The sequence below is a fragment of the Nocardia sp. NPDC052112 genome (assembly GCF_040680135.1).
GTDB lineage: Bacteria > Actinomycetota > Actinomycetes > Mycobacteriales > Mycobacteriaceae > Nocardia.
In genome coordinates, this window is record NZ_JBFAWD010000005.1 from 62,935 (window position 1) to 89,458 (window position 26,524).

Below are 26,524 nucleotides of genomic sequence, written 5' to 3' on the forward strand. Positions count from 1 at the left end.
CTACAGCTGGCCGACTACGTGCTGCCGGACGACTCCCTCCAGCAGACCCCGATGCCGCCGTACCGAGGCACCCTCCTGCCGTGGAATTCATCCTGGCGCACGGCGTCGACGAGGACGATCCGATGCCCCGCTTTCAGCCGGAACCGGCGGAAACCGGAATTCTGCTGGCGACCTCCTGCCTGCCGAGAGTCTTGGCGCACCTGTTCACCCGCCCCGAAGTCCAGCTCAACGGGCAGCATGTCCCCCAGCGCATCGGCTGGGGCGTCACCTTCATCCCTACCGAACCGGGACTGCACCATCTGCGAGTCGGACCCCCACCGTGGCGAGCGCCCTACTCTCGCTTCGGCAGCCACCCCATGCCCGCCGATGTCATGGTGCCGGTCACCGCGGGCCATCGAACCCGCGTCTACTCACGCGCATCCATGGCGCAAAGCATCCCGGGCCGACTCGGACCACGACCACAACGCTGGATCCCCGGCATCATCAGCTGGCTGTTGTTCACCACATTGGCAGTTCTGACAATAGTTCTCGGCGCCTACCAGGTACTCACGTACTAGGCGACTTCGATGGTCGGCTGGCTATCGGGCGGCGGCTTCCACTACGGCGCCGACTTCGGCGGGATGGGAGACCAAGGAGGCGTGGGAGGAGCCGACCTCCGATGTATGAGCGGCCATTCGCCTTGCCATGAAGCGTTGGGAGGCAGGGGGGATTATGTGGTCGTCGTCCGATACGAGGTACCAACTCGGGGTCGAGGACCAGGAGGGGGCGCCGGACGGTTCGATGTTGGCGGATACGGCCAGGGAGCGTTGGTGGGCGAACATGTCGGCGGCTACTTCGGGAGAGACGTCTTGGGCGAAGACGGCGTTGAAGTATTCGGCGGCGACATAGCTGTCGACGTTCTTGCCTGCCAAGCCATTTGGATCGTCGACGACGCGCAGCTGCAGTGCCGGGGGCAGTAATTGGCTACCGGGGAAGCGGATCGGGTCGAGTTCGAGGAGTCCGATTTCGCCTTGCTCCGGGGCGAAGGCCGCAATGTAGACCAGCGCTCGAACTTTCGGGTCGTGCACGTTGGAGATGACGAAACCGCCATATGAATGCCCCACCAGGACAACGGGTCCGGAGATGGTGTCCAAGGTTCGCTGGATGGCCGCGGCGTCGAAGGCGGGGCCGCGCAGCGGGTTGTCGGGAACAACGACCCGATAGCCGTGATCGCGCAGCGTCGTCGCCACGCTGTCCCAGCTCGTGGTGTCGGCGAAGGCGCCGTGCACGAGCACGATGGTCGGGAGTGGCTCGGCCGTCGCGGGGGCGACTGCGAGGACGGGCGTGAAAGCCAGGGTGAGCGCCGCGATGCAGGCGCGGAGACTACGTTTGATTTTCATCGTCAATCCTGCCTGTGAGTCGTTGATGCTGTCGGCTCATGATGCTGTCACCTTTTGCCGAGTATCAATAGCAAGATCGACCAATCGGTCGGTTACGCGGCTCTGCCCGGACGCCGACTACGACCACGCACGATCGATCATCGTCCGCCCGAATACGTGCACGACGACGTGGAGCCCTTCGTTGGCGCCATCGCCGCCCCGAGCACGTGTGATACCGCGCTGCCGCAAGGCTCGATTACGTCGCTACCCCGCACACCGCGGACGTTGCGCGGGATAGTGACACATTGTGCGGGCATATAGCCAGGGCCTGCCGCCGCGGCGTGTGCGTCCGAAGGGCGACGGCACGCGTTCGGGGCGGACGAGCGCGCAGCTACAGCTCGGACCAGGTTCTCGCCATCTTGCCCGCCTTCGCGTCCAGGCCAAGCATGGCGAGCAGGGACTCGCAATCGGCTGCGTTCTCGGCGTGGCTGGCGACCGTCCGAGCGGCTATCGCGCACTGTCGCGCGTTTTCGGCCTTCTCCGCAGCCCGCGCCTCGGCGAACTCGCTCTGCTCGGGGATAACAGTGATGTGTCGTGCCGGTGGCATAGGACTCCTTGGGTTGATCCGCAGCCTACGCGGGTTTACCGATCTGTGATAGTGCAACAGCGGGCATCCGGCGAACCCGCCGTGAAACGGGAAGAAGTCACAATCCGGCGCTGGAAGCAGCCCTCAGATCAAGAGGTCTCGAACGACACCGTCGGCGAGGAGGCGGCCGCGGTCGGTGAGGATCAAATGGTCGCCTGAGCGAATCGCCAGACCGTCGGCGACGATTCGGGTGGCGGCGGCGGATTCCGTTGGCGCCAACTCGTTCAGCGGCAGTCCGGTGCGCAGGCGAATGGTGAGCATGACGCGTTCGGTGTGCTGTTCGTCGGCGGTGAGTTCTTCCCAGCCCGCCGCGGGCAAACCGCCGCGCGCCACGGTATCGGCATAGCGCGCGGGATGTTTGACATTCCACCACCGCACGCCGCCGACGTGGCTGTGCGCGCCGGGGCCCGCGCCGAGCCAGTCGCCGCCGTCCCAGTAGCCGAGGTTGTGCCGACAGCGGGCGGAATCGCCTGCGGCCCAATTGGATACCTCGTACCACGCGAGACCGGCCGCGCTCAGGCGGGAGTCGATGCGTTCGTAGCGGGCGGCGAGCACATCGTCGTCGGGGGCGGGGAGTTCGCCGCGGCGGACGCGGCGGGCAAGTGCGGTGCCGTCCTCGACGATGAGCGAGTAGGCGGAGACATGGTCGACGCCCGCGGTCAGCACCGCGTCCAGGCTCGCGTCCAGATCGCCATCGCGTTCGCCCGGGGTGCCGTAGATCAGGTCGAGATTCACGTGGTCGAATCCGGCGGCGCGAGCCTCTTTCGCCGCGGCCACGGCCCGGCCCGGTGTATGGGTGCGGTCAAGCACCTTCAGTACGTGCTGGGCCGCGGATTGCATACCGAGTGAGACCCGGGTGAATCCGGCCGTGCGGATACGATCGAAGAACTGCGGTGAGGTCGACTCCGGATTGGATTCGGTGGTCACCTCGGCATCGGCGGCGAGGGTGAAGTTCGCGCGTACCGCGTCCAGCACGTCTGCCAGGCCGTCGCCGCCGAGCAGGGACGGCGTGCCTCCACCGACGAATATCGTCGCCACCTCGGGCGTCGCCGCAGGCAGCCGCGCGAACTCGTCGGCGGCCGTCGCCAATTCACCACGCAGCGCGGCAAGCCAGGACTGCGGTGACGCCGAGGTGCCCAACTCTCCCGCGGTATAGGTGTTGAAATCGCAATATCCGCAGCGTGTCGCACAGAACGGCACGTGGATGTAGATCCCGAACGGCCCGCCGCCGAAGTCGCGCAGCACCAGGGCAGGCGTCTCGGTGTCGATCGGGGCAGCGGCGGAACTCACTCCACCAGTTTGATGCCTCCCCCGCCGGCAGCCGCAGGCGGGGGACACCTGGCTCGAACTGCCTGAACGCTCGCGAGCGGCCCGGTCTCATATTCGCGATCCCGAAGGCGCTATGTATCTCGGAACTGCTGCCGCGCCCTCAGCAGTGACGACCGCCGTAGTGCAGGTCGGGTATTCACGCTACGTTCCAGCGCCGACCGCGGCTCCCCGAGCTGTTGCGGGCAGGGTTCAGTCGGCGACGACGGTGTTCTGGTTCGCGGTGAGCAGCCAGCGGCCGTCCTCCTTGGCCATGACGTACATCGGCGAGCCCTGACCGGTCAGCTGGCCGCCACCGTCGAAGTAGCGCTGGACCACCTTGACCGCGGCCACATCCGGCCGGATGAACAGCACATGCTCGACCTCGTAGGTCGCGGTACCGTCCCGCATCGCTCCCGGCAGCACCTGGGCGGTGAACTCGGCGATGGCCGCGCGGCCGAACAGTCGCTTGCCGCCCCCGGTCGTCCAGATGGCGTCCTCGCGGAACAGGTCGACGAATTCGTCGACGAGCTCGTTCTGCTGGGAATGTTGGACGGTGGCGACGACCGCGCGGATGGCGTCGAGATCGCTATCGGTGCTCATACCACCGAGCGTGCTACCTCGACCTAGCTCGAGGTCAAACCGAGTGACCCGCTTCACCGACCCCGATCTTGACGAATCCTGCGACGCATTCAGGCCGCTAACTATGATGGCCATCACAATCGGCCCGCATAGTCCAGGGAATTTCCCTAGATTTCCCGGGAAATATGGCCGCGCGGTCGGAAGGGCCGCCCTGACGTGGCACAATGGCCCCATGCGCGGATCTGGAGTACGACTTGTGGCACGTCGCCACGTCGACTACAAGCGCGTCTGTAGCGCCTGCTGTCTGCCCGGTTCCCCCCGGTAGCTCAGCGGCGCGCATTCCCGGGATTGCCCGGTGATCCCCCCGATTTCGACGGACATCGGCCCGCTGACACCGCAGGCGTGAGATCAGCCCGGCGTCTACCCACCCCGCTGGCTCCGCCAGCTACCACCCCCTAGACGCCTTCAGCACGGATGTACCCCCACCCAGCAGGAGCGACCCCATGACGTCGAGCACCGACGCCGGTCCCACGGATCAGCCCCAGCCGGAACCTCGGCCCGCGCAGCAGGCGCGCCCGGTCCGCCCGGCCTCCGAACGACGCGTCCGGCCGGACCGTCCCCGGACCGAGGTAGCGGCGGGCCCACGGGTTCGCACCGGTAAGCCGGTGCGCCGCAAGGCCGAGGGCCAGTGGGCGCTCGGCTACCGCGAGCCGCTGAACCCGAACGAGCAGTCCAAGAAGGACGACAACCCGCTCAATGTCCGGGCCCGGATCGAGAACATCTACGCCAAGCAGGGCTTCGACAGCATCGACAAGGGCGATCTGCGCGGCCGCTTCCGCTGGTGGGGTCTCTACACCCAGCGCGAACAGGGCTATGACGGCACCTGGACCGGTGACGAGAACATCGACATTCTCGAGGCCAGGTACTTCATGATGCGCATCCGCTGCGATGCGGGCGCATTGAATGTCGCGCAACTGAAGACCCTCGGCCAGATCTCCACCGAGTTCGCCCGCGACACCGCCGACCTGTCCGACCGCGAGAACGTCCAGTACCACTGGATCGAGGTCGAGAACGTGCCCGAGATCTGGAAGCGGATCGAAGGCGTCGGCCTGAAGACCACCGAGGCGTGCGGCGACTGCCCGCGTGTGGTGCTCGGCTCGCCACTGGCCGGTGAATCGCTGAACGAGATCATCGACCCGACGCCCGCGATCGATGAGATCGTGCGCCGCTACATCGGCAAGAAGGAGTACTCCAACCTGCCGCGCAAGTTCAAGACCGCGATCTCGGGCCAGCAGGATGTGGTGCACGAGATCAACGATGTCGCGTTCGTCGGGGTGAATCACCCGGAGCACGGCCCCGGTCTGGATCTGTGGGTCGGCGGCGGTCTGTCGACGAATCCGATGCTGGCCCAGCGCGTCGGCGCGTGGGTGCCGCTGGACGAGGTCCCCGATGTGTGGGAGGCGGTCGTCTCGCTGTTCCGCGATTACGGCTACCGCCGCCTGCGCACCAAGGCCCGACTGAAGTTCCTGATCAAGGACTGGGGCATCGAAAAGTTCCGTCAGGTACTCGAGGACGAGTACCTGAAGCGCAAGCTGATCGACGGTCCCGCGCCGGAGCAGCCGAAGAAGCCGATCGATCACGTCGGCGTGCAGCGGCTGCGCAATGGACTCAACGCGGTCGGCTTCTCCCCCATCGCGGGCCGGGTATCGGGCACGGTCCTGACCAAGGTCGCCGAGGCGGCGGAGAAGTACGGCTCGGACCGGGTCCGGTTCACCCCGTACCAGAAGCTGATCGTGCTCGATATCGCCGACGACAAGGTCGACGCGCTGATCGACGAGCTGGCACCGCTCGGCCTGCAGGCACGTCCGTCGCTGTGGCGCCGGAATCTGATGGCCTGCTCCGGAATCGAATTCTGCAAGCTCTCCTTCGCCGAGACCCGCAAGCGGTCCCAGGCGCTGGTGCCGGAGTTGGAAGAGCGGCTCGCGGATCTCAATGCGCAGCTGGATATTCCGGTGACCATCAATATCAACGGCTGCCCCAATTCCTGCGCGCGTGCGCAGATCGCCGATATCGGCTTCAAGGGTCAGCTGATCGATGACGGCTCCGGGAATCACGTCGAGGGTTTCCAGGTTCATCTCGGTGGCAGCCTCGGCTTCGACAGCGCCTTCGGTCGGAAGTTGCGTCAGCACAAGGTGACCACCGACGAGCTCGGTGACTACATCGAACGGGTGGTGCGCAATTTCATCAAGCACCGCGAGGACGGCGAACGGTTCGCTCAGTGGGCGGTTCGTGCCGACGAGGCCGACCTTCGGTAAATGGGAGAACTAGCGTGACAACGGATCAAGTAACGGCGGATCTGCCCGCGAAGCTGTCGGAAGACGAATTGCGGACGATCGCCGAAAAGGGCGCGGCCACACTCGGACCGAACGCCACGGCGCTGGAATTGCTCCAGTGGACCGAGGACACCTTCGGCACGGGCTACATCGTCGCCTCGAATATGCAGGACGGCGTGCTGGTTCACCTTGCCGCCCAAGCGCATTCGGGTGTGGACGTGCTGTTCTTGGATACCGGCTACCACTTCGCCGAGACCATCGGCACCCGCGATGCGGCGGAGGCCGTGTACGGCGTGAATGTGATCAATGTGCGGCCGGAAAACACTGTGGCCGAACAGGATCAGCTGCTCGGCAAAGATTTGTTCGCGCGTGATGCCGGTGAATGCTGCCGGTTGCGCAAGGTTGTGCCGCTGAAGCGCTCGCTCGGCGGCTACAACGCCTGGGTCACCGGCATCCGCCGGGTGGAGGCCCCGACCCGGGCCAACGCCCCGCTCATCTCGTTCGACGAGGCGTTCGGACTGGTGAAGATCAACCCGATCGCCGCCTGGTCCGACGACGAGATGCAGTCCTATATCGAACAGCACGGCATCCTCGTCAATCCCCTGGTGGAGGAGGGATATCCGTCCATCGGCTGCGCTCCGTGCACACGGAAGCCGGAGCCGGGTTCCGATCCGCGAAGCGGCCGTTGGGCCGGCCTCGCCAAGACCGAATGCGGGTTGCATCAGTCATGACCGAAACCATCAGCGCACGTTCCTTGGGCATCACCGATTTCGACACCCTCGCGGCGTTGGAGTCGGAGTCGATCCACATTTTCCGTGAGGTGGCGGGCGAATTCGAGCGGCCGGTGATCCTGTTCTCCGGAGGTAAGGATTCCACGGTGCTGCTGCACCTGGCGCTCAAGGCCTTCTGGCCCGCGCCGCTGCCCTTCGCGCTGCTACATGTCGACACCGGGCACAATCTGCCGGAGGTGCTCGAATTCCGCGACAAGGTGGTCGACAAGTACGGCCTGCGACTGCATGTCGCGAAGGTCGAGGACTACCTGGCCGACGGGCGGCTCACCGAGCGCCCGGACGGTATCCGCAATCCGCTGCAGACGGTTCCGCTGCTGGACGCCATTACCGAGCACCGCTTCGACGCGGTCTTCGGCGGTGGGCGTCGCGATGAGGAGCGCTCACGCGCCAAGGAGCGGATCTTCTCGCTGCGCAATGCCTTCGGGCAGTGGGATCCGAAGCGGCAGCGGCCCGAACTGTGGAATCTGTACAACGGCAAGCATGCTCCGGGCGAGCACGTCCGGGTTTTCCCGTTGAGCAACTGGACCGAGCTCGATATCTGGCGCTACATCGCCCGCGAGGATATCGATCTGGCGAGCATCTACTACTCGCACGAACGTCCGGTATACCAGCGCGACGGCATGTGGATGACGCCCGGCGTGTGGGGCGGCCCGCGCGAGGGCGAGGTGCTGGAGACCCGTTCGGTGCGCTACCGCACCGTCGGCGACGGATCCTCCACCGGCGCAATTCTTTCCGACGCGGCCGATAACGAGGCGATCCTCGCCGAAGTCGCCGCGTCCCGTTTGACCGAACGCGGCGCTACTCGCGGTGACGACCGAGTCTCGGAAGCCGCCATGGAAGACCGCAAACGAGAAGGATATTTCTGATATGTCCGACCTACTGAGGCTGGCCACCGCCGGTTCTGTCGACGACGGTAAGTCCACCCTGGTCGGACGGCTGCTCTACGATACGAAATCCGTACTGGCCGACCAGATCGACGCCGTCACCCGCGCGTCGGTGGACAAGGGTCTTGCCACACCGGATCTTTCGCTGCTCGTGGACGGGCTGCGCGCGGAACGCGAGCAGGGCATCACCATCGATGTCGCCTACCGCTACTTCGCAACGCCCAAGCGGTCTTTCGTGCTCGCGGATACTCCTGGGCATGTGCAGTACACCCGCAATACGGTCTCCGGCGCGTCCACCGCGCAGCTGGTGATCCTGCTCGTCGACGCGCGCAAGGGTGTCATCGAGCAGACCCGTCGACATGCCGCGGTGCTTGCGCTCCTGGGTGTGCCGAAGCTGGTGCTCGCGGTGAACAAGATCGATCTGGTCGATGATCCGGCGACCGTATTCGCCGCGATCTCCGCCGAATTCAACACCCTGACCAGCACACTCGGCTGGGCCGCCGAGGATGTGCTGGAGATTCCGGTCTCCGCACTGCACGGTGACAATATCGCCTCGCGCTCGGCGAACACCCCGTACTACGACGGCCCCTCGCTGATCGAGCACCTCGAATCGGTGCCGGTGGACGCCGACAGCTCCGGCGCGCACGCGCTCGGACTGCGCTTCCCGGTCCAGTACGTGATCCGCCCGCGCACCGCCGAATACCCGGACTATCGCGGCTACGCGGGCCAGATCGCGGCGGGCTCGGTTTCGCCGGGCGACGAAATCGTGGTGCTGCCCTCCGGAATCCGCTCGACCGTCGAGCGGGTCGATACGCCCGATGGTGAGCTCGCCGTCGCCCAGGTCGGCCGCAGCGTCACCCTGATCCTGGCCGATGATGTGGACATCTCACGCGGTGACATCATCGCCTCCCCCGTCGATGCGCCGGAGCCGATCGACTCGTTCGACGCGACCGTCTGCTGGCTCGGCGACAAGCCGCTTCGCCCCGGCGCACGACTGCTGCTCAAGCACGGCACCCGCACCACGCAGGCGATCGTCGGCGCACTCGTCGAGCGCTTCGACGAGCAGAACCTGACCGCGCAGGCGAGCCCGGAATCATTGACGCTCAACGATATCGGCCGCATCTCGGTGCGCGTTGCCGAGCCGATCGCGGCCGACGACTACCGCGTCAACCGGCACACCGGCAGCTTCCTGCTCATCGATCCGGCGGGCGGCAATACGCTGGCCGCCGGTCTGGTCGGTGACGTGCTGACCGCGGTCGAGGTCGGAGTCTGAGGTGAATTCGCCCGGCGGTATCGGCTCGGTGGCACGGCTGCCGGGCGGGTCCATGTGGGCGGAACTGGAACGATTGTCGGAGCACGGACGCGGTTCGAGTAGACCGATGTTCGGACCGATCCGGGTTACGGCGGCGACCACACCGATCGGCGCATACGCGGAACCGAGACCCGCGCTCATCGCGGTGGCGCACGGCAGTCGGGATCCGCGCTCGGCCGCGACGATGTCGGCGGTCGTCGCCGATATCGCCGCCGCCCGGCCGGATATCGATGTGCGGCTCGCCTTCCTCGATCTGAATGCGCCATCGGTCGAACAGGTCGTGACTGCCACTGCCGCACAAGGACATACGCAGGCAGTCGTGGCACCGCTGCTGCTGGGCAGTGCTTATCACGCGCGAGTCGATCTACCCGGTCTGCTCGCGGCCGCCCGCACCGCCCACCCGCAACTCCTGCTGACCCAAGCCGATGTTCTCGGGCCGGATCCGCGACTCATCACCACTGTCCGCGATCGCACCTTGACGGCGCTGGGACCGGCGAGTGGCGCTCAGCCTCGGCACGGTGAACCACTCGGCGCAGCGGCGAACGTTGGAGTCGTCGTGGCGGCGGTTGGAGCAGCATCGGCGGCAGCGAATGTGCGGACCGGCGAGGTTGCCGGACAACTCGCGACGCTGACCGGCTGGCACACCGAGATCTGCTTCGTGACCACCGAACCCTCTGTCACCCAGGCAATTTCGCGTCTGCGTGCCCGAGGTGCAGAGCGCGTACTCGTCGCACCGTGGTTCCTCGCACCCGGACGGCTCACCGATCGCCTACTGGCCGCCACACCCGATGTGGCGCACGCGCAGGTCATCGGGCCGGATACGGTGTTGACCGAAATAGTGTGGGACCGTTACGACACCGCACTCAGCGATGCTTTGAGCCTGTCTGCCTGATCTTCGGCCGAACCGTCTCCATGAAGCGATCACCTGTCGAATGACCCAGCGCCCCGAATGACCCAGCGCCCCGGGCCGACCCGCCGCGCCAGCCAGCGATCGCAAATCGATCACGCCGACAGGGTGCATACCGCGGCCCTCACCCTCCCCGCCCAGTAGTCCCGCGCACCAAATCTGTTGTGCTGAAAAGTAATTCAGTCGACATGGATGACAATGGCCGTCGCGTTGTCGTTTCCACCCGCCAGATCGGCGGCAGACAGCAGCCCGGCGACAACGGACCGCGGATCGGCCTCGCGCCTCAGCAGAATGTGCAGATCGTCGTAGCCGACCTGGTCGGATACACCGTCGGTGCACAGCAGGTATCGGTCGCCGGGTCGCATCGTCACGCTCAGCACGTCCGGTTCCGGCGCGGCCGCGTGCCCGATGTAGCGGGTGAGCTGATACCGCGCCGCCGCGGCCTGCGGCGAATCGAACGGATACCAGCCGTGCACCGCGCCGAGCCAGGCCATCGTATGGTCGGCTGTCAGCAGTTCCAGCAGCCCGGCACGCAGCCGGTACACCCTGGAGTCACCGATCTGCACGAGCCAGCAGCCATCCGGTGCGGCGATCATGGCGGTCAAGGTGCATCCGGCCAAGGTCCGCAATTCCTGACCGATCCGACTCACCCGAGCATGTGCCGCCGCCACCGCGGCACGCAGCGCGTCCGGCCCGGGTTCCACCGCATCCGCGACGTGGTCGACGAAGATATCGACGGCGGTCCGCCCCGCCGCCGCGCTGCCCGGTCCATCTCCCATGCCATCGGCCAGCACGGCGAGCAACGGCCGCGCCCGGAGATAGGTGACATCGAAATTCGCCGAATAGCGGCTACCGATATCGCTGCCCACCGCAACGTCGATCACGGGACTGCGCATCCGCGGATTCTGGCACACCACAGCCGCGCCGGGCACCTTACGGATCGGCCGCAGTCGCGGACTCGGCACCGATGCACCGGCCGATGGCGGCAAGAGCGAACTCGCCCCAGCGAATATTCTCCTGCTCGAAGGAGATTCCGCGCAGCAAGGTCAGATAGGGACCGATGCGCTCCGTCTCGGCCAGGTACGCCTGCTCGCTGCGGCCGTCGAGCAGGCGGGCGCGCAGGCGTTCGTAGCGGGCCAGTTTCGCCGTGGACCATGCCAGGTTCTCGGCCACCGCGGCACGCACGGTCGGTGCGTCGTCGGTGTCCATACCCTGCACCTTGACCATCAATTCGTCGCGGACCGCGGTCGGCTTGGCGGGCTCGGCGATGAATGCGTGCAATGCGGCCCGGCCGGCCCCGGTGATGGCGTGCAGTCGCTTGTTCGGACGACGCTCCTGCTGCACGATCCGGGTCTCGATCAGGCCGTCGGCGGCCATCCGCTCGAGTTCCTTGTACAGCTGCTGGGGCGTGGCCATCCAAAAGTTGGCCACCGAGGCATCGAAGCCCTTGGCCAGGTCATAGCCGGACGCCTCCCCTTCCAGCAGCGCGGCCAGCACCGCGTCACGTAACGCCATTCGCTCAGGTTACCACTCTTGATGATTATTCAAATTATTGTCTAATCAACTGTGGACATCGATATGGATCGCCGGATACTGTTCAAAGTAGATAGACAACTAATTGACTATGAAAGGTGGCGTGATGCACCCCTTCCGCGCAGCTGTCGAGGCCCGCGACGAGGCCGCTATCGAGGCGCTGCTGGCCGACGATGTGGTGTTCACCAGCCCGGTCGCGTTCACGCCATATCCGGGTAAGGCGATTACCGCGGCCATCCTGCGCGCGGTGATCCGCGTATTCGAGGACTTCCGCTACGTGCGCGAGATCGCCGACGCGAACGGCCGCGACCACGCCTTCGTTTTCGAGGCCACCGTCGACGGCAAGCAGCTCACCGGCTGCGACTTCCTGCACTTCGACGAGCACGGCAAGATCGACGACTTCATGGTGATGGTGCGTCCGCTCTCGGCCGCGCAGGCATTGGCGACGAGGATGGGCGAACAGTTCGAGCGGATCAAGGCCGAGGCCACCGCACAGTTACAGCGCGAGGCTGCCGAAGCGTGAACGATTACGACGCCATCGTCATCGGCGCGGGCAATGCCGGGCTGACCGCCGCGGCCACCTTGCAACGCGCGGGCGCGCGAACACTGCTGCTCGATCTGTGCGAGAACGTCACCCCGGCATCCGTGACGCCATCGAAGAGGTCGATGTCGCAACACCGTTGACCATGATGCGCTACCTCGGCCACCCTGGCGGCACGATCTACGGCTACGACCAGGACGCCACCGAGAACTGGCTGTTCCGCGACAGTGAAACGCGAAACCCATATTCCCGGACTGCATCTGGCCGGTTCGTGGGCGGGCATCGGCGGTTTCCAACCCACCCTCGAGGCCGGGGCGCGCGTCGCCCGCCGCCTGCTGCGCGCCAAGGCCGCCTGAACGGAGCACATCATGAGACATCCCCTCGCAGAACGCTTCGACGGCGCGGCCCAGATCCTCCACGAAATCGAATCGCGCATCCCCGACACCCGCGACCACCTCGCGGAAACCCGCGCCACCATCGACACCTACCACCCCCAGCGGCTGCGGCTGATGGTCGGCGAGATCATCGATGAGACCGCGACCACCAAAACCTTCCGGCTCGAGGGTGTCGACCAGTTGGAACTGCCGCCGTTCCCGGCGGGCCAATACGTCAATGTCTTCGTCGACGGCACCAGCCGCCCCGACGCCATCTCCTCGAGCCCCGACACGCTCGACCACTACGACCTGACCGTGCGGCGAGTCCCCGGCGGACGCATCAGCAATCTGCTCATCGACACGGTGCGGGTCGGGCACATCCTCACCACGACCGGACCGATGGGCACCTTCCAACCACAACCCGCTCTTCCACGGCAACGACCTGGTATTCCTCGCGGGCGGTTCCGGTGTCGCCCCGGCGATGAGCATGATCCGCGAGCTCGTCGACCGCAATCTGGACCGGACGTTCCACCTCGTTTACCGGCTCCCGCTCGGCCACCGACATCATCTTCGGCACCGAACTCGACGCACTCGCCGCGCGCTATCCGAACGTGGTCATCGACCACGTCATCACCGAACCCGACACCGACTGGACCGGGCCCACCGGATTCCTCACCGCCGATACCATCCGAAGCCTGGTCGGCGAACTCGACAACCGCATGGTCTACGTCTGTGGCCCGCAGACGCTCTACCCGTACGCGCTCGGGCAACTCCGCGCACTCGGTCAGCCGCGCAAGCGAATTCGCTTCGAAGCCAACGGCGCACCGAGCGATCCTGCCGCCCAACCGCATTGGCCCGCCGATGTGGACCCCACCGAGCAGGTCACCGTGACCGTGGGCGCCACCAGCTTCCGCACCCCACGTAACCGTCCACTGCTGGATGCGTTGGAGGACAGCGGCATTCGCCCCGAGGCGGCATTTCGATCCGGTGAGTGCAGCCTGTGTCGGGTACGGATCGTCAAGGGCGAGGTGCACACCGCCGAGGAGGCGAGGCTACGGCTGTCCGATCCGCAGTTCGGCTACACGCACTCCTGCGTGGCCTATCCGATTACCGATGTGGAGATCGACCTGTGAGCGCCGGTCTCAGCCGATCGTGATATCAGGCGGCGGTGTCCGGCAGCGCTTCGATCGGCGGCAGGGGCCGCTGGCAGATCTCGTGTGCCTCGTCCGCCGGGATGCCGAACATGCGCAGCAGATCCTCGGTGACCTCGTCCGCGGCCGCGGCATCGTCGCGTTCGGGACTGTCGTGCAGCAGCTGACCGAGGCATAACGCGGCGCCGGCGACGATGGTCATGGCCAGCTCCGCATCGCGAACCCGGAACCGGCCAGCACGAACCGCCGCCTCGATATCGCGGCGCGCGCGGGGCGCGAGGCCTTTCGTAGAACTGACGAGGGCCAGACCGTGATTGAGCAGAACCTTGCTCAGCGTGGGATTTCTGCGATGCAGACGACCGGTCAACCGGAAGCTCTGCGCGAAGACATGCGCGGGATCGTCCATCCCCTCGGTCAGCACGTCGAGGGTTGAGCCGTGCAGATCGAGCGCCTCTTCGATCGCCGCGCGTAATAGATCTTCGCGACTCTGGAAGTGGTTGTAGAACGACCCCATCCCGACATCGGCGGCCTGGGTGATCTCCAGGATCGGCGCGTTCGGTTTCCCGGCGGCGAGGAAGGACTGGGCCGCGCTGATCAGTGCGGCTCGGGTGCGCGCTTTGCGGCGCTCCAAGCGATTGGGTTCGGTACCGGTCTGCTCGCTCATCACCTCTCCCTGGTCCATCCCGCAATCCTAACCCGCCGAGTCAGTGGTGACGAATTCATCAGATCCCTTGACTGAATACTTCCTCGTGAGTGACGATATATTCAGCCACGGAAGGGAGAGGTCGATGATCGACCAGCACGACCCGCATGCGGGTCTGCACAGCGAGTTCGGCGCCGGGTCGGGTGAGCATCCGGGCCGAGCTCGGAACCCGGTCATCAAGGCGCACGATCTCGCGTGGCTGGAATTCGAGAAGCCCGACCTGGCCGCGGCCGAAGTCTTCGCTCGCGCATTCGGCTTCACTACCGTGCTGCGCACCCCGGACGAACTGCAACTGCGTGGCACCGATCCGGGTGCGCCGTGTGTCGTCATTCGCCGGGGGACCCGGTCGAGGTTCATCGGCCCCGCGTTCCAGGCGGTCGGCGCGACGGATCTGCTGCGGCTCGCGCAGGCCGCCGGTCCGGAGCCGGTAGCACTGCCGGAAAGTATCGGCGGCATCGCCGTCGACCTGCACGACCCGAGCGGCTTGCGGGTGCGGGTGGTCGCCGACACCCATGTGCTCGCCGCCCTGCCCGCGCAGCAACCGCACACCTTCAATTTCGGCCACGAAATGCCGCGCACCAACCTGACCCAGCGCCCGCCGCGGGAACCGGCAAAGGTGCAACGGCTCGGGCATGTGGTGGTGCAGACCACCCGCTATCGGGAGACGCTCGACTGGTATCTGAAAAACCTGGGCCTGATCGTCAGCGATTTCCTCTACTACTCGGGACAACGCGAGCGTGGCCCGGTCATGAGCTTCATCCGATGCGACCGCGGCCGCACCCCCGCCGATCACCACACGCTCGCGTTGGTGCTGGGCCCGGTCAACCGATATGTGCACTCCGCTTATCAGGTCGCCGACCTCGATGCCATGGCGGCGGGCGGCGCATATCTGCTCGACCACGGTTACCGGCGGTCGTGGGGCATCGGCAGGCACATCCAGGGCAGCCAGATCTTCGACTACTGGCGCGATCCGGACGGGTTCCTGGTCGAGCACTTCAGCGATGGCGACATGTTCGACTGCACGCTGGAGCCCGGCTGGGCGCCGATGACCGCATCCGGGCTGGCCCAATGGGGACCGCCCGCCACCAAGGACTTCCTCGGCCTCACCCCCGGCCGGGAATCGGTCCGCGAACTGCGCGGCATATTCGATGCGCTGCGCGCGGACAACGAATTCGATCTACACCGCCTGCGCGGTCTACTGAAAGTTGCCAACTCATGAGTCTTTCCGTTCTCCGAACCGCCGACGCCTGGTGGGTGTCGACGCCGGCGGGGGCCGCGCGAGTGGATACCGCGGCGGCCACCACCGGTCAGTTGCTTGCCGACCGGCAGTCGCTCGCGGCAGCGGCGGCAAGTACCGAGATCGTCCCCGTCGAAAGCCTCGCGCTGATGTCACCGGTGACCGCGCCGTGCCGGGTAGTCGCGCAGATGACGAATTTCGCATCCCACGTGCGGGATTCGGGCGGTGATCCGGACACCGTGCCGTTGACGTTCTTCCGCAAATCCTCCGGTTCGATCAGCGGACCGCTCGACGATGTCATCCGGCCCGCGCATGTGCGGTTGCTGGACTACGAGGTGGAGATCGGACTGGTCTTCGGCAAGGAGCTGCCGGTCGGGACCGCGATCACCGCCGACAATCTCGCCGACTACGTCGCCGGACTCGTTGTCACCAACGATGTTTCGGCACGCGATGTGCAATTGCCGAAAACCCAATTCTACGAGGCGAAATCGTATCCGACCTTCACCCCGGTCGGCCCGGCGCTGGTGCTGCTGGACGCCGACGAGCTGAAGCGATTCACCGATCTGCGATTGCGGCTGTGGGTCAATGGTGAAGTGCGCCAGGATATGACGGTCGCGGATATGATCTACGGCCCCGTCGAGACGCTGCAGGCGTTGACCCGATTCCAGCGGCTCGATGCGGGCGACCTACTGCTCACCGGCACCCCGATCGGCACCGCGATCAGCGCCCCACCGAAACCGGTCGAAATCATTGCCTCGCTGCTCCCGGCGGCAACCAAGTGGAAGCTGTTCTTCCAGGGCCAGGCCAAGAACCCGAAGTATTTGCGCGACGGCGATGTCATCGAGGCCACCGTGGCCACCGATGACGGCGCGATCGATCTGGGTCGCCAGCGCACGGTGGTGCGGTACGCCCGATGAACCCCACGACAACCGGTCTGCTCTGGCCGCGCTACTCGGGCCCCGGCGACCTGGCCGAGATCGAATCCGTGCCGCTGGCCGAGCGTGGCCTGCCGGAATCGACCTATGCACTGCTGGTACGGGCCACCGAACTCTGGCCCGATCGAAACGCACTCACCGTATTGCCGGAGGCGGCGCGGTGGCGAGAACCCCTGCGGCGCACCTACTCCGAACTCCTGACCGACGTGCACCGCTATGCGAATCTGCTGCACCGGCTCGGTATCCGGCGCGGTGACGCGGTCGCATTGATGGCGCCCAACTGCGCGGAGTTGATTCCCGCGACTCTCGCCGCGCAACTTGCCGGTATCGCCGCACCCATCAACGGTGCGATGTCCGGTCGGCATATCGCGGAACTGCTGCGGCGCTCCGGTGCCCGAGTACTGATCGCGGCCGGACCCGAACTCGCCACCGAAACATGGGAATCCGCCCTCGCGCTCGCCGACGACGGGTTGCTCGACGCCGTCTTCGTGCTACGCCCTACCGGCGCCGCCGAGCCGCACCCACTGCCCGTGATCGACGGTGTATACCTCGGCTATCTGGATGAGCTTGCCGCCGAGCAGGATTCGATCGCATTCACCGGGCAGCCCCCGGCATCCAGCGATCTGGCGGCGCTGTTCCACACCGGCGGCACCACCGGTGTGCCGAAACTGGCCGCACACACCCACTCCGGTGAGATCGCCAATGCGTGGATGATCGCCGCCAACCCCCTGCTCGACGCGGATGCGACGATCTTCGCCGCGCTTCCGCTGTTCCACGTCAATGCCCTGGTCGTGACGCTGCTCGCGCCGCTGTTCAAGGGCCAGCCGGTGGTGTGGGCCGGACCGCTCGGCTACCGCGATCTCGCGCTGTACGGCGAATTCTGGAAGATCGTTGCGCACTATGGCATTGCCGCGATGAGCGCGGTTCCGACCGTTTATGCCGTACTTGCGCAATGCCCGGTCGACGCCGATATCAGCAGTCTGCGCTACGCGATGGTCGGCGCGTCACCGCTGCCGTCCGCGGTGCGGGCGAACTTCCAGACCCATACCGGTGTCACCCTGGTCGAAGGCTATGGACTCACCGAGGCCACCTGCGCGACCGCGCGCAGCTATCCGGACCGGCCGCGCCCTGGTGCGGTCGGACAGCGGATGCCCTATCAGCAGGTGCGGGTGGTGCGGGCGGGCGACCGGGAGCCGCTGCCCGCGGGTGCGATCGGCGTGCTGGAGATCAGTGGCCCGACGATTTTCGCCGGTTATGTGACCGACCGCAATGCGCACGGCCATATTCTCGACGGACTCGGCACCACGGTCGACGGCTGGCTCGACACCGGCGACCTCGCACACATCGATGCGGACGGTTTCATCCATCTGCACGGCCGCGCCAAGGATCTCATCATCCGAGGTGGGCACAATATCGACCCGGCGCTGATCGAGGACGCACTGCTGGCACATCCACAGGTGACCGCCGCCGGTGCCGTCGGACGCCCCGATGTCCACGCCGGTGAAGTACCCGTCGCCTATGTCACCCTCGCAGCCGGTGCCGAAATCACCGAATCGGAACTGCTCGACTGGGCGAGCGAGCACGTGCCCGAACGAGCAGCCGTGCCGAAATCCGTTGTGGTCCTTGATGCCTTGCCCGTCACCGATGTCGGCAAGCCGTACAAGCTCGGCCTGCGCGCCGATGCGACTCGACGTGAACTGCAGGACGCACTCGGGCAGGTCACCGGAGTGCACAGTGTCACGGCAGTGGTCGAGGACGGCGCGATCGTCACGACCGTCGAACTCGACGATGCCACCGACGGTGCCGCCGCGGCGATCCTCGGCCGATATGCCATCAGGTGGAAAGTCATTGTCCGGCAGTGAATCTCGTGATCGGAGCGGGCTGATCAACTCTATTCCCGTTGTCGTCGTCGGTGCGGGCCCCACGGGCCTCACCGCGGCGACGCTACTGGCCGGATACGGCATCGAAACCCTGGTGCTGGAACGCTGGGACGGCATATACCCGCAGCCGCGCGCGGTGCATCTCGACGGTGAGATCCGCCGGATCCTGGCACGCCTCGGAGTCGATGCCGACTTCGAGGCGATCTCGCGCCCGGCCCTCGGCCTGCGATTGATCGACCCCGATATGCGCGTACTCGCGCAATTCGATCGCGACCCCGCGGGCGGCAGCAATGGCTACCCGGAGGCGAATCTGTTCGACCAACCGGAGCTCGAAGCCATCCTGCGCGCCAATGTGCTGCGGTATCCCGGCATCACCCTTCGCGGCAATGCCGAGGTCGTCGGCATGACCCAGGAAAACGGTTGCGTGCGTGTCGATTTCACCGATCGTGTCACCGGCACCGCCGAGTCGGTCCTGGCCGGATATGTGCTGGGCTGCGACGGCGCCAACAGCGTGGCCCGCGCCGCGATCGGAGCCACGATGCGCGACCTGAACTTCGCGCAGCGCTGGCTCGTCGTCGATGTGGAAACCGCTGCCGACTTCGGAGAATGGGAAGGGGTGCACCAGGTTTGCGATCCGGTTCGGGCCGCGACCTATATGCGGATCGGGACAACTCGCTACCGCTGGGAGTTCCAACTCCGCCCCGGTGAAACCGCCGCGTACTTCAACGATTCGACGAACCTGCACCCACTGATCGCACCGTGGACCGGCAACACCCCGCCCGATGCGCTGCGGCTGGTGCGCGTCGCCGAATACACCTTCCGCGCCCAGCTCGCCGACCGTTGGCGTTGCGGCCGGATATTCCTGCTCGGCGATGCCGCCCACCTCACCCCTCCGTTCATCGGCCAGGGCATGGGTGCCGGGTTGCGCGATGCCGCCAACCTCGCCTGGAAGCTCGCGGGCGTCCTCGCCGACAACCTGCCCGCGAGTGTGCTCGACACCTACGAGATCGAGCGAAAACCGCATGCGCACGCCATGATCCGACTCGCCAAGTTCACCGGACGGGCCATGACCGACGGTGGTGAATTGGGAAATCTGCTGCGCCGCCTCATCGCACCGCGATTGCATCGGCTGCCCGGCTTCACCGAGCTGGTCACCGATGGGCAGACGCCACCGCTGCATCGGTCCGAAACTGTTGTAGCGCATCGCTTTTACCGAGGGCTGGCGGGCAAACTGGTTCCCAACACGCTGCTCGACGGCCGTCGATTCGACGATATCGCGGCGGGCCGGTTCGCGATCATCACCGTCGTCGAACCGACACCGGAACAGCGTCGCGAAATCGAGCAGCGCGGTGGTGTCATCGTTATCGCTCGGCCTGTTTTGCGACGCTGGCTCGGGCGCAGGCACGGAGCCCTCGTTCGTCCCGACGGGACCGTACAGCGAACCAGCCGTCAGCTGTCCGACCTCATCGCCGACTTGCCGGGATGCAAGGCACCGGCTTCGGACGATTACTCACGCGTGTCGAGTCCCGACGCGTAAATACGCACCGGCGAATCGGTTATCCGCGCTCAGCCCAGAAGTCCGTTCACGATGGTGTGCGCGGTGGCGACACCGCGACCATCGCCCATCTGCTGGGCGGTATTGGCCGCGCTGATCACCGCGTCGAGTTCGAAGGCCACGACATCGGCGTCGCGGCCGGTGAGATCGCCCGCGTCCTGAGCGTGCCGAATCTGCCTGGCCAAGAAGTCGAGCCATTCGTCGCGATCCTCGGCGATGGCGTCGCGGACAGGGCCGGGTTTGCTGTCGAATTCGGCGACGGTGGCCACGCGGAAGCAGCCGCCCGGAAATGTCGGGTCGGTGATGTGCTCGAACCAGCGATCCATGAGGGCGCGCAAGCGGGGTAAGCCGCGCGGTTCGGTCAGACTGGGCGCGATCACCCGTTCGACGAAGGCCTCGCGGGCCACCTTCACCGCCGCGACCTGCAGCGCTTCCTTCGTACCGAAGAGGGTGGCTATGCCGCTCTTGCTGATGCCGAGATCGGTCGCGAGACGACCGATGCTCAGTCCGTTCAGCCCCTCGATGGAGGCCACATCGGCGGCGTGTCTGGCAATCGAGGCCCGGGAGCGGGCGCCTTTCACAAGGCGACGATCGGTGCCCTGCGCGGGCTGCGCTGTGGTTATCGACTCTGCCATATCGCCATTCTTCCACTGCCGGGTTGCAAATACGAACGTACGGTCGTACTTTTATTATACGAACGATCGTACGTTTATATTCACCGCTCCGAAGGGATCTCCCCATGACCGAAGTGTCCACGCGGACCGACAGTCCGCCGACCTCGCAGGCCGCCGTACGCACGCTCGTCATCGCCTGTGGCGCAGCGTTCATCGCCTTCCTGGATCTGTCGGTCGTCAACATCGCGTTCCCCTCGATCGCCCGCGACTTTCCCGGCACCGCGACAACCACGCTGACCTGGGTGGTAAGCGGATATGCCATTGCCTTCGCGGCGCTGCTCACCCCGGCGGGCCGTTTCGCCGACACCCTCGGACGACGCAGGCTGTTCCTGATCGCACTGCTCGGATTCGCCGTGACCTCCCTGCTGTGCGGACTCGCGCCCACCGCCGGTTGGCTCATTGCCGGTCGCCTGCTGCAAGGTGCCACGGCGGCGCTGATGGTGCCGTCCGCACTCGGCCTCGTGCTCACCGTGACGCCGCGCGAGAAGATCGGTGCCGCCATCGGAGCCTGGTCCGCCGCAGGCGGTTTCGCCGCAGTGGTGGGTCCGGCGATCGGCGGCGCGCTGGTCGAGACGTTCGGCTGGCGGGCGGTATTCGTCATCAATATCCCGGTGGCGATCGTGCTTATCGCGCCCGGACTGCGCATTCCGGTGCCCGACACTCGCCAGCCGGGCAGTGCGCTGCCCGACCCGGTCGGCACCATCGCCATTGCCCTCGGACTCGGCGGCGTGGTCGCCGGAGTCACCGAGGGGCAGCGGTGGGGGTGGACCGCGCCCGGCACCCTCGCCGCGCTCGGCGCCGGCGCATTGCTGATCCTGGCCGCGCTGATTCGCTCCGCACGCCATCACAACCCGGCCATTGCGGTCGAGTTGTGGCAGAGCAGGCCATATGCGCTGGCCAATGCCGCCTCATTCGTCTTCGGTGCGACCATGTTCGCCTGGCTGCTCGCCGGACCGCTGTTCCTCGACGCGATCTGGCAGTATTCGGTGCTCGGTTCGGCGGCCGCATTGACGGTGGGCGCGGTGTCCTCGATGGTGACCGCGACGATCGCCGGTCGCGTCACGACACCGAACGCGCGGCGCTGGCTCGGTGTCGTCGGGGCGCTGATGTACACCGGCACCACTGTGTGGATGAGCACCGACGCCTTCGGGTCGACACCGGCTTTGTGGTCCGCGTGGGTACCGGCCGGACTGTTCGGCGGTGGCGGCGTCGGGATCGTCGTGACAGTACTCGGCACCGCGGCCGCGAGTTCGCTTCCGCCGCAACGCTTCGCGGCCGGAATCGGCATGAATCTGACGGCCAGGCAGGTGGGCGGTGCGCTCGGGGTCGCGGTACTGGCCGCGGTATTCGCCGCGAATGCCGAGGATGCGCTGTCCGCCTTCCACACGCTGTTCGCCGTCTGCGCGGGCATCGGTGTCGCGGCCGCATTGGTCATCGCGATTCCGGCGCGCATCCCGGTGCCAGCCGCCGTACCCGCCGAGAGCTAGGAGACACCTTGATACACAACGATATTCGCACCGAAGCTACTGATCCGATGCTGCTGTCGAATACCGCCGCACTCGAACTGCTCGCCGATGCGCCCTGGCAGCGCTATGCGGTACTCGGGGATTCGATCGCCAAGGGCGTCGGCGATCCGAGTCCCGGATACGACACCGCCGGTTGGGCTGACCGTGTCGCCGCGGTGTTGTCCGCGGCGAATCCCGCTCTGACATATCTGAATACCGGCCGGATCGGCGCGACATCCGCCCAGGTGCGCGCCGACCAACTGCCGCGCGTCCTCGACTTCGCACCGGATCTGGTGCATCTCAGCTGCGGTGGAAACGATCTGTTCACTCCCGATGGCAATATCGACGAACTGCGTGCGAATCTCGACGCGCTCTTCGGCGCGCTGGCCCGCAGCGGGGCCCAGCTGAGCACCTTCACCCTCGCCGATGTGTGGGAGGCGGAACAAATGGCGCCGATGCGCCCGATGCGGAAAAGGATGTCGGCGCTCAACGACATAATCCGCGAGCTGGCCGCACGTTACGACGCCGTGCTGGTGGAGCTGTGGGACCATCCGCTGCGGCTGCGACCGGACGTGATGAGCGCCGATCTCATCCACTTCACGATGAGCGGACATGCGGTGGTGGCCACCGAAATGGTGCGCGCACTGCACGCGCTACTGCCGTCGAAGGAACCTGCGCGCTGATCGGAAACAGCCACCGTGCCGCGTTCGAGCTATCTGCTCGGACGCGGCCAGGTCCAGAACCGGCGCGCCTCGGAAACCAACTGCACCAGCACGGCAGGCGCCTGATGCGCAACGGCGGTTCCCGGATCGGCCGATGCCACCCGCGAACGTGTCCGCCACCGCGGACCACCTGCGATCATCGTGCGGCTCGTGTTCTCGACGTCCGACGAAGGCGGCGCGGATTGATCTGCAAGATTCGATGTGCCGCGCGGTCACTCGCCGTATCGATCGACGAGTTCGGCACCGAGTACCGCCAGCTCCACCTGCACCGATCGCGGTGCCAGCACCTCGATTTCGGCACCCCAGCCCGCCAATTGCTGGGCGATCATGCGCGGCGTCGGTGCGGTGATGCGGACCTGTACGCGACCGTCGGCGACCGGACCGTCCACTGCGCAGTGTCGTCCCTGCTGCTTGCGCAGAATCGGAAGTAGTTGCGGCGCAATGAGTGCGGTGGCGGATGTGGCGGCCCGGCGTTGTTCAACCTCCCCGACGACCTCCGCCCAGGCCGTGGAAAGATCGAAATTCGCTGGTCGATGGGCTATTTCGTCGGTGATCGCGGCATCGACGATGCGATCGATGCGGAAGGTGCGCCGACCGCGCTCGGTGCCTGCGACGAGATACCAGATGGCGTCCTTGTCGACCAGACCCCACGGGTCGACGACACGCCGGGTACGCTCCCCCGATCGCTCATATGTCAGCCGGACCTTACTGCGTTCGACCACCGCGTGCTGCAATAATTCGACGAGCTCCGGCCGGGCCTGATCGTGCTCACCCCAGCGCGCGGAATCGATCACCACCGCGTCGGCCGCTGCCTCGGCATCGGTACGGAAAGTCCGCGGTAGGGCACGCACCAGCTTGCGCAGCGCCGATTTCACTTCGGGTACCGCGCTCGCGGATGGTCCGGCCAGCAGGAACAGTGCGCGAGCCTCCGGTTCGGTCAGACCGCTGAGATCGGTACGCGCACCGCCGACCAGAGACCAGCCGCCACCCCGCCCCGGCTGCGGATACACCGGAACCCCTGCGGCCGAGAGTGCCTCCAGGTCGCGGCGCGCGGTGGCGACCGATACCTCGAGTTCGGTGGCGATCTCGGCGGCGGTCACCCGTCCGCGGGTCTGCATCAGCAACAGGGTCGCCACCAATCGATCTGCTCGCATGAGCACAATTCTGTCGAAAAAAGTGCTCATTCGGTGAGCACTTTAGACGGAATCATGGATCGCACAGGCAAGGAAGACCCCGATCAGAGGAGACCAAGATGTTGCGAGGAATGGCCACCGTTTCGTTCTATGCCGACGACCTCGAGAGCGCGAAGGACTGGTACACCGAGGTGCTCGGCATCGCGCCGTACTACGCGGTGCCCGGCGGGTACTGCGAATTCCGCATCGGCGACTACCAGCATGAACTGGGGATCATCAATCGCACATTCGCACCCGCGGGTGCGCACAACGCCCCCGGCGGAGCCATCCTGAACTGGCATGTCGACGACGTACGGACAACTTTCGACCGTCTGATCGCCCTCGGCGCCAAGGAGTACGAGCCGATCACGCCCCGCGGCGATGGAGATTTCATCACCGCCGCGGTCGTGGATCCCTTCGGCAATGTGCTCGGCATCATGCAGAACCCCCACTACCTGGAGATCCTCGCTCGCGCCTAGAAATGCATTGGTGGTGCGGCATTCTCAGGATCTCCAGCACCAACCCATGGCGATCATCGGTTCGGCTTCAGTGGCCGAACCAGCGCTCCAGGATTTTGGCGACGCCGTCGTCGGCGACATCGTCGGCGACTTCGTCCGCCCAGCCGCGGACCTCGTTCGGCGCATTGGCCATGGCCACGGAATGTCCTGCCCACTGCAGCATTTCGCGGTCATTGTAGCCGTCGCCGATGGCGAGGGTCGCGGCGCGCGGGATGCACAATGCGGTGCGTAACCGCTCCAACGCCCACCCCTTGGAGACACCGCTGCGCGAAACGGTAAGCCACGGGCCGAATTCGCCGTGCACCCAACTCGCACCCGGTACCCGCAGTTGGGCGAGCAGGCGCAGCATCTCTTCCAGCGAGCCATCGGGCCACCAGCCGTTGAGTCGGGGGGTCGGCTCGCTGCTCAACGCACCGTCATCGACGAGAACGTATTCGCCGATGGAGAATTCGCCCGGACTGACCCCAGTGGCCCAGGTGCCGATGCCGACCTTCTCCACCGCGAAGATCATCTCCGGAAACAGTGCGCGCAAGGCCGCGACCGCCGGACCCGGATCGAAGGTCTGCACCGCCACCGGCTCCCCCTTCGCCACATCGATGTGCACCGCGCCGTTGGAGCACAGCGCATGTCCATCGACCAGCCCGAGCTCCCGCAGTACGGGCCGCGTCGTCATCAAGGTCCGCCCGGTCGTGACAACCACATGCGCCCCCGACCCCACCGCCGCGCGCACAGCTTCGATTACCCGGGCACTGACCGGCGATCCCGTCTGCAGCAACGTTCCATCGACATCCAGCGCAATAAGCTGAGGTCCCCCGTCTACCACCAATCCATTGTGCATCGCTATGACACTTGGCGTCATCGAAATTCGACCGGTCCGAATGTGCTGAGGCCCTTGCGATCAGGCCAGCGATATGCGCAGCCGTACTCCCGCACGGAATGCGCACCCCTTGGAGCACCCACCTAGGAGTGCGAATCTCGACAGACGGTGCCGATCCGTACGGGTACACAATCGGCCACCCTGCGACCAACAGCCGTGCGGACCAGTAACTTTCGCTTGAACGGCCGAACCGACCATTCGCGGGCTCTGCCCCATTCCCGACGGACTCCACCATATCTGTCCGCGCCCCACACCGACCGAAGCCGCCACATGTGGCTCCCACCAGAGGATCTCGGCACGAAGTGCCACCGCGCCGATGCCGCTGATACGGCCTACGAATGGCACAGAGTCGCCTCGGGAATCACATCCTTGCGGGCAGCCCAGAGAAGTGCGAAGCCGCCGAAGGCTCAGTGACCGGATGACGATCCGGCTCGCAACCCAACGATCGTGCGAACGAATAGCCTGCAGTCACTACCGCGACAATCACCATGGGCATCTCCCGACCGAACAGCTACCTCTGCCACCGCCCGGCGTAATCACCGGCTCCCCGCCCGGCCTCACCCGCACGCTCGGTCGCGCGATCGCGGTTCAGTTTGCGCCTCCACGCAGGCTGGGCACTGCGGTTCGACCGAGGACGTGCTCAGCGACGATTATCGGCGGGCGCCGCCGCCACCACCGAAACCGCCCGAACCATGTGCGCCGCCGCCGGACGGGGCGCCGCCGAAGCTGGTGCCGCCCCCGGAATTGGTACCGCCGGAGAACTTGCCGCCTGAGGTGCCACCACCGAGCGCCCCACCGGTCGCGCCGCCACCCGTCGAAGGGCCTGACGTACCACCGCCCAGCGAGCCAGAGTTGCCACCACCGAAGCCGCCCGACGATGTGCCGCCGGAATGGGTGCCGCCGCCGAACGAGGTATCGCCGGAGGACGTGCCGCCGATCGAACCGCCTGAGGTGCCACCACCCGTCGAACCACCCGAGCCACCACTCGCCGAACCGCCTGACACACCATCGCTTGTCGAACCTCCCGAC

The 26,524-nt window shown here is 66.1% G+C and carries 28 protein-coding genes and 1 pseudogene; 18 read left to right on the top strand and 11 right to left on the bottom strand.

Annotated features, from left to right (window positions below; genetic code table 11):
* The first annotated feature begins 80 nt into the window (after positions 1-80).
* Complete coding sequence (locus tag AB0L58_RS11140; protein WP_364384779.1) at positions 81-557, top strand: hypothetical protein; 477 nt, start codon at positions 81-83, stop codon at positions 555-557.
* A 21-nt stretch (positions 558-578) separates the two neighbouring features.
* On the opposite strand, the gene AB0L58_RS11145 is transcribed toward AB0L58_RS11140, so the two are convergent.
* From AB0L58_RS11145 to AB0L58_RS11160, 4 genes are all read right to left on the bottom strand, one after another.
* Positions 579-1,379 (bottom strand): alpha/beta hydrolase, encoded by an 801-nt coding sequence (locus AB0L58_RS11145; protein WP_364384782.1) that lies wholly within the window; start codon positions 1,377-1,379, stop codon positions 579-581.
* Positions 1,380-1,749: 370 nt separating this feature from the next.
* Positions 1,750-1,965 carry a hypothetical protein gene (locus AB0L58_RS11150; RefSeq protein WP_364384785.1) on the bottom strand — a complete coding sequence of 72 codons (216 nt, stop codon included), beginning with the start codon at positions 1,963-1,965 and terminating at the stop codon, positions 1,750-1,752.
* 123 nt (positions 1,966-2,088) lie between these two features.
* The gene (gene hemW, locus AB0L58_RS11155) at positions 2,089-3,249 is read right to left on the bottom strand and encodes a radical SAM family heme chaperone HemW (RefSeq protein WP_364385619.1); all 1,161 of its coding nucleotides are present in this window, start codon (positions 3,247-3,249) and stop codon (positions 2,089-2,091) included.
* 273 nt (positions 3,250-3,522) lie between these two features.
* A complete protein-coding gene (locus tag AB0L58_RS11160) occupies positions 3,523-3,912 on the bottom strand; it encodes an SgcJ/EcaC family oxidoreductase (protein ID WP_364384788.1) in 390 nt (129 codons plus the stop codon).
* 482 nt (positions 3,913-4,394) lie between these two features.
* Here AB0L58_RS11160 and AB0L58_RS11165 point away from each other — a divergent pair, with 482 nt between their 5' ends.
* From AB0L58_RS11165 to AB0L58_RS11185, 5 genes are read left to right on the top strand one after another with little or no spacing between them, the layout of a single operon-like run.
* Positions 4,395-6,206, top strand: coding sequence for a nitrite/sulfite reductase (locus tag AB0L58_RS11165; RefSeq protein WP_364384791.1), 1,812 nt, complete (start codon positions 4,395-4,397; stop codon positions 6,204-6,206).
* 14 nt (positions 6,207-6,220) lie between these two features.
* Positions 6,221-6,955, top strand: coding sequence for a phosphoadenylyl-sulfate reductase (locus tag AB0L58_RS11170; protein ID WP_364384794.1), 735 nt, complete (start codon positions 6,221-6,223; stop codon positions 6,953-6,955).
* Positions 6,934-7,881: a sulfate adenylyltransferase subunit CysD gene (gene cysD, locus AB0L58_RS11175; protein WP_364384797.1), complete on the top strand. Its 948-nt coding sequence runs from the start codon at positions 6,934-6,936 to the stop codon at positions 7,879-7,881. The genes AB0L58_RS11170 and cysD overlap by 22 nt, the downstream gene beginning before the upstream one ends.
* 1 nt (position 7,882) lies before the next feature.
* Positions 7,883-9,172 (top strand): GTP-binding protein, encoded by a 1,290-nt coding sequence (locus AB0L58_RS11180; RefSeq protein WP_364384800.1) that lies wholly within the window; start codon positions 7,883-7,885, stop codon positions 9,170-9,172.
* A gap of 1 nt (position 9,173) precedes the next feature.
* On the top strand, positions 9,174-10,103 hold the full coding sequence (locus AB0L58_RS11185) for a sirohydrochlorin chelatase (protein WP_364384802.1): 930 nt from the start codon (positions 9,174-9,176) through the stop codon (positions 10,101-10,103).
* Between the two features lie 194 nt (positions 10,104-10,297).
* Here the strand turns inward: AB0L58_RS11185 and AB0L58_RS11190 are convergent, their stop codons facing one another.
* Positions 10,298-11,014 (bottom strand): protein phosphatase 2C domain-containing protein, encoded by a 717-nt coding sequence (locus AB0L58_RS11190; RefSeq protein ID WP_364384805.1) that lies wholly within the window; start codon positions 11,012-11,014, stop codon positions 10,298-10,300.
* 37 nt (positions 11,015-11,051) lie between these two features.
* The gene (locus tag AB0L58_RS11195; protein ID WP_364384808.1) at positions 11,052-11,633 is read right to left on the bottom strand and encodes a PadR family transcriptional regulator; all 582 of its coding nucleotides are present in this window, start codon (positions 11,631-11,633) and stop codon (positions 11,052-11,054) included.
* 124 nt (positions 11,634-11,757) lie between these two features.
* Here AB0L58_RS11195 and AB0L58_RS11200 point away from each other — a divergent pair, with 124 nt between their 5' ends.
* The 5 genes and pseudogenes from AB0L58_RS11200 to AB0L58_RS11220 all read left to right on the top strand — a co-directional run bounded on the left by AB0L58_RS11200 (position 11,758) and on the right by AB0L58_RS11220 (position 13,699).
* Positions 11,758-12,174, top strand: a complete 417-nt coding sequence (locus AB0L58_RS11200; RefSeq protein ID WP_364384810.1) for a nuclear transport factor 2 family protein — start codon at positions 11,758-11,760, stop codon at positions 12,172-12,174.
* The gene (locus AB0L58_RS11205; RefSeq protein ID WP_364384813.1) at positions 12,171-12,335 is read left to right on the top strand and encodes an FAD-dependent oxidoreductase; all 165 of its coding nucleotides are present in this window, start codon (positions 12,171-12,173) and stop codon (positions 12,333-12,335) included. The genes AB0L58_RS11200 and AB0L58_RS11205 overlap by 4 nt, the downstream gene beginning before the upstream one ends.
* A gap of 84 nt (positions 12,336-12,419) precedes the next feature.
* Entirely contained in the window at positions 12,420-12,548 is a 129-nt protein-coding gene (locus tag AB0L58_RS11210) for a hypothetical protein (RefSeq protein ID WP_364384816.1), read from the top strand.
* A 153-nt stretch (positions 12,549-12,701) separates the two neighbouring features.
* A pseudogene (locus tag AB0L58_RS11215) lies at positions 12,702-12,917 on the top strand (FAD-binding oxidoreductase); the annotation flags it as partial.
* 215 nt (positions 12,918-13,132) lie between these two features.
* A complete protein-coding gene (locus AB0L58_RS11220) occupies positions 13,133-13,699 on the top strand; it encodes a 2Fe-2S iron-sulfur cluster-binding protein (protein ID WP_364385621.1) in 567 nt (188 codons plus the stop codon).
* A 25-nt stretch (positions 13,700-13,724) separates the two neighbouring features.
* Here the strand turns inward: AB0L58_RS11220 and AB0L58_RS11225 are convergent, their stop codons facing one another.
* Positions 13,725-14,381 carry a TetR/AcrR family transcriptional regulator gene (locus AB0L58_RS11225; RefSeq protein WP_364385624.1) on the bottom strand — a complete coding sequence of 219 codons (657 nt, stop codon included), beginning with the start codon at positions 14,379-14,381 and terminating at the stop codon, positions 13,725-13,727.
* 124 nt (positions 14,382-14,505) lie between these two features.
* Here AB0L58_RS11225 and AB0L58_RS11230 point away from each other — a divergent pair, with 124 nt between their 5' ends.
* Genes AB0L58_RS11230 through AB0L58_RS11245 form a run of 4 tightly spaced genes read left to right on the top strand, consistent with a single transcriptional unit; the run spans position 14,506 to position 20,009 of the window.
* Positions 14,506-15,639 carry a VOC family protein gene (locus AB0L58_RS11230; protein ID WP_364384818.1) on the top strand — a complete coding sequence of 378 codons (1,134 nt, stop codon included), beginning with the start codon at positions 14,506-14,508 and terminating at the stop codon, positions 15,637-15,639.
* On the top strand, positions 15,636-16,574 hold the full coding sequence (locus tag AB0L58_RS11235) for a fumarylacetoacetate hydrolase family protein (protein WP_364384821.1): 939 nt from the start codon (positions 15,636-15,638) through the stop codon (positions 16,572-16,574). The genes AB0L58_RS11230 and AB0L58_RS11235 overlap by 4 nt, the downstream gene beginning before the upstream one ends.
* Positions 16,571-18,454 carry an acyl-CoA synthetase gene (locus AB0L58_RS11240; RefSeq protein WP_364384824.1) on the top strand — a complete coding sequence of 628 codons (1,884 nt, stop codon included), beginning with the start codon at positions 16,571-16,573 and terminating at the stop codon, positions 18,452-18,454. Before AB0L58_RS11235 ends, AB0L58_RS11240 begins: the two co-directional genes overlap by 4 nt.
* Positions 18,441-20,009, top strand: coding sequence for a bifunctional 3-(3-hydroxy-phenyl)propionate/3-hydroxycinnamic acid hydroxylase (locus AB0L58_RS11245; protein WP_364384827.1), 1,569 nt, complete (start codon positions 18,441-18,443; stop codon positions 20,007-20,009). The genes AB0L58_RS11240 and AB0L58_RS11245 overlap by 14 nt, the downstream gene beginning before the upstream one ends.
* Before the next feature lie 29 nt (positions 20,010-20,038).
* Here the strand turns inward: AB0L58_RS11245 and AB0L58_RS11250 are convergent, their stop codons facing one another.
* Positions 20,039-20,662, bottom strand: a complete 624-nt coding sequence (locus tag AB0L58_RS11250; protein ID WP_364384829.1) for a TetR/AcrR family transcriptional regulator — start codon at positions 20,660-20,662, stop codon at positions 20,039-20,041.
* A gap of 104 nt (positions 20,663-20,766) precedes the next feature.
* On the opposite strand from AB0L58_RS11250, the gene AB0L58_RS11255 reads away from it, so the two are divergent.
* A complete protein-coding gene (locus AB0L58_RS11255; protein WP_364384832.1) occupies positions 20,767-22,188 on the top strand; it encodes an MFS transporter in 1,422 nt (473 codons plus the stop codon).
* Between the two features lie 8 nt (positions 22,189-22,196).
* Complete coding sequence (locus AB0L58_RS11260; protein WP_364384834.1) at positions 22,197-22,889, top strand: SGNH/GDSL hydrolase family protein; 693 nt, start codon at positions 22,197-22,199, stop codon at positions 22,887-22,889.
* Between the two features lie 251 nt (positions 22,890-23,140).
* Here the strand turns inward: AB0L58_RS11260 and AB0L58_RS11265 are convergent, their stop codons facing one another.
* Positions 23,141-24,082 carry a YafY family protein gene (locus AB0L58_RS11265; RefSeq protein WP_364384836.1) on the bottom strand — a complete coding sequence of 314 codons (942 nt, stop codon included), beginning with the start codon at positions 24,080-24,082 and terminating at the stop codon, positions 23,141-23,143.
* A gap of 98 nt (positions 24,083-24,180) precedes the next feature.
* Between AB0L58_RS11265 and AB0L58_RS11270 the strand changes: the two genes are divergently transcribed.
* A complete protein-coding gene (locus AB0L58_RS11270) occupies positions 24,181-24,579 on the top strand; it encodes a VOC family protein (RefSeq protein ID WP_364384839.1) in 399 nt (132 codons plus the stop codon).
* A 67-nt stretch (positions 24,580-24,646) separates the two neighbouring features.
* Here AB0L58_RS11270 and AB0L58_RS11275 read toward each other — a convergent pair whose 3' ends face one another.
* Together AB0L58_RS11275 and AB0L58_RS11280 are read right to left on the bottom strand one after the other, a co-directional pair.
* Entirely contained in the window at positions 24,647-25,477 is an 831-nt protein-coding gene (locus tag AB0L58_RS11275) for an HAD family hydrolase (protein WP_364384842.1), read from the bottom strand.
* Between the two features lie 668 nt (positions 25,478-26,145).
* Positions 26,146-26,524, bottom strand: a 379-nt coding sequence (locus AB0L58_RS11280; protein WP_364384845.1) for a hypothetical protein, incomplete at its 5' end; no start/stop codon positions are given.

Excerpts from the sequence above, each read along its gene's own strand:
- AB0L58_RS11225 (WP_364385624.1), bottom strand. The coding sequence starts at position 14,381 with ATGAGCGAGCAGACCGGTACCGAACCCAATCGCTTGGAGCGCCGCAAA.
- AB0L58_RS11255 (WP_364384832.1), top strand. The coding sequence starts at position 20,767 with ATGACCGAAGTGTCCACGCGGACCGACAGTCCGCCGACCTCGCAGGCC.
- AB0L58_RS11180 (WP_364384800.1), top strand. The coding sequence starts at position 7,883 with ATGTCCGACCTACTGAGGCTGGCCACCGCCGGTTCTGTCGACGACGGT.
- cysD (WP_364384797.1), top strand. The coding sequence starts at position 6,934 with ATGCGGGTTGCATCAGTCATGACCGAAACCATCAGCGCACGTTCCTTG.
- AB0L58_RS11265 (WP_364384836.1), bottom strand. The coding sequence starts at position 24,082 with ATGCGAGCAGATCGATTGGTGGCGACCCTGTTGCTGATGCAGACCCGC.
- AB0L58_RS11275 (WP_364384842.1), bottom strand. The coding sequence starts at position 25,477 with ATGACGCCAAGTGTCATAGCGATGCACAATGGATTGGTGGTAGACGGG.
- AB0L58_RS11195 (WP_364384808.1), bottom strand. The coding sequence starts at position 11,633 with ATGGCGTTACGTGACGCGGTGCTGGCCGCGCTGCTGGAAGGGGAGGCG.
- AB0L58_RS11160 (WP_364384788.1), bottom strand. The coding sequence starts at position 3,912 with ATGAGCACCGATAGCGATCTCGACGCCATCCGCGCGGTCGTCGCCACC.
- AB0L58_RS11190 (WP_364384805.1), bottom strand. The coding sequence starts at position 11,014 with ATGCGCAGTCCCGTGATCGACGTTGCGGTGGGCAGCGATATCGGTAGC.
- AB0L58_RS11270 (WP_364384839.1), top strand. The coding sequence starts at position 24,181 with ATGTTGCGAGGAATGGCCACCGTTTCGTTCTATGCCGACGACCTCGAG.
- AB0L58_RS11150 (WP_364384785.1), bottom strand. The coding sequence starts at position 1,965 with ATGCCACCGGCACGACACATCACTGTTATCCCCGAGCAGAGCGAGTTC.
- AB0L58_RS11165 (WP_364384791.1), top strand. The coding sequence starts at position 4,395 with ATGACGTCGAGCACCGACGCCGGTCCCACGGATCAGCCCCAGCCGGAA.
- AB0L58_RS11240 (WP_364384824.1), top strand. The coding sequence starts at position 16,571 with ATGAACCCCACGACAACCGGTCTGCTCTGGCCGCGCTACTCGGGCCCC.
- AB0L58_RS11200 (WP_364384810.1), top strand. The coding sequence starts at position 11,758 with ATGCACCCCTTCCGCGCAGCTGTCGAGGCCCGCGACGAGGCCGCTATC.
- AB0L58_RS11250 (WP_364384829.1), bottom strand. The coding sequence starts at position 20,662 with ATGGCAGAGTCGATAACCACAGCGCAGCCCGCGCAGGGCACCGATCGT.
- AB0L58_RS11145 (WP_364384782.1), bottom strand. The coding sequence starts at position 1,379 with ATGAAAATCAAACGTAGTCTCCGCGCCTGCATCGCGGCGCTCACCCTG.
- AB0L58_RS11230 (WP_364384818.1), top strand. The coding sequence starts at position 14,506 with ATGATCGACCAGCACGACCCGCATGCGGGTCTGCACAGCGAGTTCGGC.
- AB0L58_RS11235 (WP_364384821.1), top strand. The coding sequence starts at position 15,636 with ATGAGTCTTTCCGTTCTCCGAACCGCCGACGCCTGGTGGGTGTCGACG.